This is a genomic window from Cellulomonas sp. P5_C6, assembly GCF_054049635.1.
In genome coordinates this window covers 21,703-27,907 of the sequence record NZ_JBFULZ010000035.1, presented here as the reverse complement: position 1 = coordinate 27,907, position 6,205 = coordinate 21,703, and the positions used below count along the sequence as shown (strand labels likewise).

The window sequence follows — 6,205 nt, the reverse complement described above, 5'->3', positions numbered from 1 at the left end:
CCGCCAGCGCCAGCACCTCGGGCAGCGTCAGGCCGGCCCGCCACTCGGTGGCCAGCAGCCCGCCGAGGCGCTCCGCCTGCCCACCCATGACCACGTAGCCGTGCTCGTCGGTCACGGAACCGTCGTAGGCCAGCCGGTAGATCTGGTCGCCCGCGGCCGCGCGTCCCACCTCGGCCACGACGATCTCGACCTCGAGGGGCTTCGACTCCGTGGTGAAGGTGGTGCCCAGGGTCTGGGCGTAGGCGTTGGCCAGCCCGCGCGCCGTGACGTCCTCGCGGTCGTAGGAGTAGCCCCGCAGGTCGGCGTAGCGCACGCCCGCCACCCGCAGGTTCTCGAACTCGTTGTACTTGCCGACGGCCGCGAAGCCGATGCGGTCGTAGATCTCCGAGATCTTGTGCAGCGCGCGCGACGCGTTCTCCGTGGCGAACGCGATGCCGTCGTCGTACTGCAGGACCACGACCGAACGACCGCGCGCGATGCCCTTGCGCGCGTAGTCGGCCCGGTCCTTCATGAGCTGCTCGGGCGAGACGTAGAACGGCATGCTCATCGCGCACCTCCGCGGCCCTCGTGCGAGCGTCGGCGTTCCTGCTCGACCTGCTCGGCCACCGCGGCCAGGTCGGCGTCGCCGACCCGCAGGTACCCGGACTCCGTGACGGTCGCGACGACCGGCCAGATGCCCCGGGTGTGGTCGGGACCGCCGGTCGCCGAGTCGTCGTCGGCCGCGTCGACCAGCGCCTCGACCGCCACCCGCACGGCCGCGGCGGCGTCGAGACCCGGCCGCCAGAGCTTCTTGAGCGAGCCGCGCGCGAACACCGAGCCCGAGCCCACCGCGTGGTGGTCGTGCTCCTCGTACCGGCCGCCGGTGACGTCGTAGGAGAAGATCCGGCCGATGCGCCGGTCGAGGTCGAAGCCGCCGAACAGCGGGACGACTGCGAGCCCCTGCATGGCCAGGCCGAGGTTCCCGCGGATCATCGTGGCCAGGCGGTTCGCCTTGCCGTCGAGCGAGAGGAGGCTGCCCTCGATCTTCTCGTAGTGCTCGAGCTCGAGCTGGAACAGGCGCACGAGCTCGACCGCGAGGCCCGCGGTACCGGCGATGCCGACCGCGGAGTACTCGTCGGCCGGGAAGACCTTCTCGATCTCCCGGCTCGCGATCATCGAGCCCATGGTCGCCCGACGGTCGCCCGCCATGACGATCCCGCCGTCGAACGCGAGCGCCAGGATCGTGGTGCCGTGCGGCGCCTGCACGTCCCCGGACGGCCGGTTACCGGGCAGCAGCTGCGGGGCGTGGCTGGAGAGGAACTCCACGAACGACGACGAGCCCGGCGTCGTGAACGCGTGCGGCAGCCGCCCGGAGGCGGACGTGTCGTGAGAACTCATCGGCGCTCACTGCCCGCCCTTCTGGACGAACCCGCGCACGAACTGCTCGGCGTTGGACTCCAGGACGTCGTCGATCTCGTCCAGGAGCGCGTCGACCTCGGCGTCGCGGGCCTGCGCGCTCGGCGCGGCCGGGGCGGGAGTGTCCGGCGCGTCGTCCGGCTCCTCGTCCTCGCGGCGCGGGCGTACGTGTTCCTGACCAGCCATGGTGACCTCCCGGAGTTCCGGACGACGTTCTGGTGCCCACCCTAGGCCCATCCTCCGACGTCCTCGGGTCACGTGCCGAGGCGCGGACGGGCGAACGGGCGAACGTCGGGCCTGCTCGGGCCCGGCCGTCGGCGGAGGCCCCGGGACACCTGCGAGGCGGTGCTCGCCTACGCGCCCAGCGCGTCCAGGAGGGCGGCGGCGTCGGGGCTGCGGTCGAGCAGGGCGCCCACGTGAGCGTGCGTCCCGCGCAAGGGGTCGCGCATCGGCACGCGCTGGAGCGTGGCGGCACCCGGCACGTCGAACACCACCGAGTCCCAGCTGGCCGCGGAGATCTCCCCGCCGTACCGCGCGACGGCCTCGCCGCGGAAGTAGGCCCGGGTGTCGCGGGGCGGGTGCAGGACCGCGTCGGCCACCTGCTCGGCGCTGACCAGCAGCTCGACCGCCCCCGCCTGGACCAGGCGGTGGTAGAGCCCGCGCTCGGGCCGGACGTCGGACCACTGCAGGTCCATCGCCGCCAGCCGCGGGTGGTCCCACGCCAGGCGGTCCCGGCGCCGCATGCCCTCGAGCAGCCGCAGCTTGGCCAGCCACTCGACCTCGCGGGCGCAGGAGGCAGGGTCGGTGCCCAGCCGGTCGAGCACCGACTCCCAGCGGTCCAGCACGTCGGTGGTCTGCGGGTCGGGCTCGTCGCCGACGTGCGCGAGCGCCGCACGCACCGCGTCCAGGTACTCGCGCTGCACCTCGAGGGCCGTCAGGCGGCGCCCGTCCGCGAGCTCGATCCGGGTGGTCAGCGTCAGGTCGTGGCTGACCAGGTGGACCGCGTGCACCGGGTCGCGCAGCGTCAGGCGGTCGATCGCGGCGAGGGCTCCCCCGGCGCCGCCCTCGGCGACCGCGCGCTCGATGAGCCAGAGCACCAGCGACGTGGTGCCGAGCCGCAGGTAGGTGGCCACCTCGAGCATCGTCGCGTCGCCGATGATCACGTGCAGGCGCCGCCACCGGTCCGGGTCCGCGTGCGGCTCGTCGCGCGTGTTGATGATCGGGCGGCGCAGCGTCGTCTCCAGCCCGACCTCGGCCTCCATGTAGTCCGCGCGCTGCGACAGCTGGAACCCGGGCTCCTCGCCGCGCTGCCCGAGCCCGACGCGGCCCGCACCGGTGAACACCTGGCGCGTGACGAAGAACGGGATGAGCCGGGCGGCGAGGTCGCTGAACGGGACCGCGCGGTCGACCAGGTAGTTCTCGTGCATGCCGTAGGTCGCGCCCTTGCCGTCCACGTTGTTCTTGTAGAGCGCGACGTCGGGCAGCGCCGCGGTGGACGCCAGCGCACGCACCGACGCGAGCATGACGCGCTCGCCCGCGCGGTCCCACCGGACGGCGTCGAGCGGGTTGGTGACCTCCGGCGACGAGTACTCGGGGTGGGCGTGGTCGACGTACAGGCGCGCGCCGTTGGTGAGGATGACGTTGGCGGCGCCCGGGTCCTCGTACTCCTCGGTCGCCGCGCGCGGCAGCGGCTGCGGCCCGTCGCCCGACGGCGCCGGCTTCTCGGGGTCGTCCGTGAGCAGCGACGGGTGCGCCGAGGCGCGCTGCAGGTGGAAGCCGCGGGCGTCGTGCAGCGGGTCCTCGTCGTCGTAGTCCCAGCGGGCCTTCGTGCGGGCGCCCTCGCGCGCGGCGGCGTGCACCGCGACCACGTGGCTGGACAGCAGCATCGGGTTGGCCAGGGGGCGTCCGGGCTGGAGGATCCCGTACTCGGTCTCGATCCCCATCACGCGGCGCACGGTCACGTGTCCACCCTAGGGCGGTGCGACCGTGCGCCGTGTCGCGCGTCCGTCAGAGGTACTGCCCCGTGCTGGTGACCGTCTCGATGGTGCGCGAGCCCTCGGCACCCTTCTTGCCCTGCACGATCGTCCGGATGAAGACGATGCGCTCGCCCTTCTTGCCGGAGATGCGCGCCCAGTCGTCCGGGTTGGTCGTGTTGGGCAGGTCCTCGTTCTCGCGGAACTCGTCGACGCAGGCCGTGAGCAGGTGGTCGACGCGGATGCCGCGCTGACCCGTGCTCAGGAAGTCCTTGATGGCCGACTTCTTCGCGCGGTCGACGACGTTCTGGATCATGGCGCCCGAGTTGAAGTCCTTGAAGTACAGGACCTCCTTGTCACCGCTGGCGTAGGTGACCTCGAGGAACCGGTTCTCGTCGCTCTCGGTGTACATCCGCTCGACGACGCGGGTGATCATCGCCTCGACGGCGGCCGTGGCCGAGCCGCCGTGCTCCGCGATGTCGTCCGGGTGGATCGGCAGCGTCGGCACCAGGTACTTGCCGAAGATCTCGCGGGCGCCCTCCGCGTCGGGCCGCTCGATCTTGATCTTCACGTCGAGCCGGCCCGGCCGCAGGATGGCCGGGTCGATCATGTCCTCGCGGTTCGAGGCGCCGATGACGATGACGTTCTCGAGCCGCTCGACGCCGTCGATCTCGCTCAGCAGCTGCGGCACGATCGTCGTCTCGACGTCGCTGGAGACCCCCGTGCCGCGGGTGCGGAACAGCGACTCCATCTCGTCGAAGAACACGACGACCGGGTGCCCCTGCGACGCCTTCTCCCGCGCCCGGGCGAAGATCAGCCGGATGTGCCGTTCGGTCTCGCCGACGTACTTGTTGAGCAGCTCCGGGCCCTTGACGTTGAGGAAGAAGCTCTTCGTGTCCGCCGTGGACTCCCCGCGGGCCGCCGCGGCCGTGGCCGCGAGCGAGTGCGCGACCGCCTTCGCGATGAGCGTCTTGCCGCACCCGGGCGGCCCGTAGAGCAGCACGCCCTTCGGCGGCTTGAGCCCGTGCTCGAGGAACAGCTCGGGGTGCAGGAACGGCAGCTCGACGGCGTCGCGGATCGCCTCGATCTGCGGGCCGAGGCCGCCGATGTCGGCGTAGTCGATGTCCGGGACCTCTTCGAGCACCAGCTCCTCGACCTCGGCGCGCGGGATCACCTCGAACACGAAGCCGCTGCGCGAGTCGATCGTCAGCGCGTCGCCGATCCGCACGCCGGTGTCCAGCACCTGGCCGGCGAAGCGCACGACGCGCTCCTCGTCCCCGCGCCCGACGACGAGCGCGCGGTCAGACCCGAGCAGCTCCTTGACCGTGACCAGCTCGCCGACCTGCTCGTACCCGCCGGCCTCGACGACCGTCAGGGCCTCGTTGAGCATGACCTCCTGGCCGGGCAGCAGGCGGGCGATGTCCAGCGACGGGCTGGCGCCCACGTGCATCTTGCGGCCCGACGACACGATGTCCACCGTGCCGTCGGCGCGGGCGCCGAGGAACGTGGCGTACGTGCCGGGGGGCTTGGCCAGGTCGTCGACCTGCTTCTTGAGGTCGATGATCTGCTCGCGGGCCGCGACGAGAGCGTCGCTGAGACGCTCGTTCTTCGCCGCCAGCACGCTCAGCTCTCGGTGCAGGTCCCGCCCAGGGGCAGCCGGATCGGTCATCTCGTCGGCCTCCGTTCCGCGTCGCGCGTGGTCGTCACTCCGTTCCCACCGTGCACCGCTCTGTGCCTGCTGGTCCGACGACCCTAACCACCAGTGTCAACACTCACGGGCCCGACGCGCTCAGAGTTCTCGACGGGCGGACATCCCGGTCACGGGGTGGGGGGCGCCTGCCCGACGTCGCGGCGCGCSCGGCGCAGCTTCTTGTCCGAGACSAGCCGCTCSCCCATRGCCTCSGGCGACCAGAGCTCGGAGTCGTCCACCGCGGGAGCGCCGTCGGCGGCCACCGGGTACGCGCCCTTGGCGGGTCGACGACGACGCTGCGGGGCGTCCACGCCGTCCGCGAGACGCCGCGTGGTCAGCAGGAAGCCGGTGTGCCCGATCATCCGGTGCTGGGGTCGGACGGCCAGCCCCTCGAGGTGCCAGCCGCGGACCATCGACTCCCACGCCTCGGGCTCCGTGTAGCGGCCGTCGGTGCGGATGTCCTCGGCCAGCCGCGACAGCTGCGTCGTCGTGGCGACGTACGAGATGAACACGCCGCCGGGCGCGAGCGCGGTCGCGACCGCGTCGAGGTTCTCCCACGGCGCCAGCATGTCGAGCACGACGCGGTCGACGCTGCCGGGCTCGGCCACGGTCGGCAGGACGTCGGACAGGTCGCCGACCGACAGCTCCCACGCCGGGTGCGGACCGCCGAAGAAGCCCTCGACGTTGCCCCGCGCGATCGCGGCGAAGTCCTCGCGACGCTCGATCGAGTGCAGCGAGCCGCCGTCGCCGACGGCACGCAGGAGCGACATCGTGAGCGCACCGGAGCCGACACCGGCCTCGATGACGCGGGCGCCCGGGTAGATGTCCGCCATCGCGACGATCTGGCCGGAGTCCTTGGGATAGACGACGGCCGCGCCGCGCGGCATCGACAGCACGTAGTCCGCGAGCAAGGGGCGCACGGCGAGGTACTCGATGCCGGCGGTGTTGCGGACGACGGACCCCTCGGGCGCACCCAGCAGCAGGTCGTGGCTCAGGTAGCCGCGGTGGGTGTGGAACGAGGCTCCCTCGGCCAGCGTGATCGTGTGCAGCCGGCCGCGCGGGTCGGTGAGCTGCACGCGGTCGCCCGCGCGGAAGAGGCCGCGACGCTGCGCGGCCCCGGTGGACGTCTGGTCGGGGTTCACGGTCC

The 6,205-nt window shown here is 72.5% G+C and carries 6 protein-coding genes; all 6 read right to left on the bottom strand.

Translation table 11 applies throughout. The annotated features are described in order from the left end of the window. Window positions 1-547: proteasome subunit alpha (gene prcA / locus ACXJKG_RS06240; protein WP_456844884.1), on the bottom strand; the 547-nt coding region annotated here is incomplete at its 3' end. Further along, window positions 544-1,377 (bottom strand): proteasome subunit beta, encoded by an 834-nt coding sequence (gene prcB, locus ACXJKG_RS06235; RefSeq protein WP_456844883.1) that lies wholly within the window; start codon window positions 1,375-1,377, stop codon window positions 544-546. The genes prcB and prcA, both read right to left, overlap by 4 nt. A gap of 6 nt (window positions 1,378-1,383) precedes the next feature. Further along, the gene (locus tag ACXJKG_RS06230; protein WP_456844882.1) at window positions 1,384-1,581 is read right to left on the bottom strand and encodes a ubiquitin-like protein Pup; all 198 of its coding nucleotides are present in this window, start codon (window positions 1,579-1,581) and stop codon (window positions 1,384-1,386) included. Window positions 1,582-1,748: 167 nt separating this feature from the next. Continuing rightward, the gene (gene dop / locus ACXJKG_RS06225; RefSeq protein WP_456844881.1) at window positions 1,749-3,356 is read right to left on the bottom strand and encodes a depupylase/deamidase Dop; all 1,608 of its coding nucleotides are present in this window, start codon (window positions 3,354-3,356) and stop codon (window positions 1,749-1,751) included. Window positions 3,357-3,402: 46 nt separating this feature from the next. Then, window positions 3,403-5,037: a proteasome ATPase gene (gene arc, locus ACXJKG_RS06220; RefSeq protein WP_456844880.1), complete on the bottom strand. Its 1,635-nt coding sequence runs from the start codon at window positions 5,035-5,037 to the stop codon at window positions 3,403-3,405. 149 nt (window positions 5,038-5,186) lie between these two features. Next, entirely contained in the window at window positions 5,187-6,200 is a 1,014-nt protein-coding gene (locus ACXJKG_RS06215; protein WP_456844879.1) for a tRNA (adenine-N1)-methyltransferase, read from the bottom strand. Window positions 6,201-6,205: the final 5 nt, after the last annotated feature.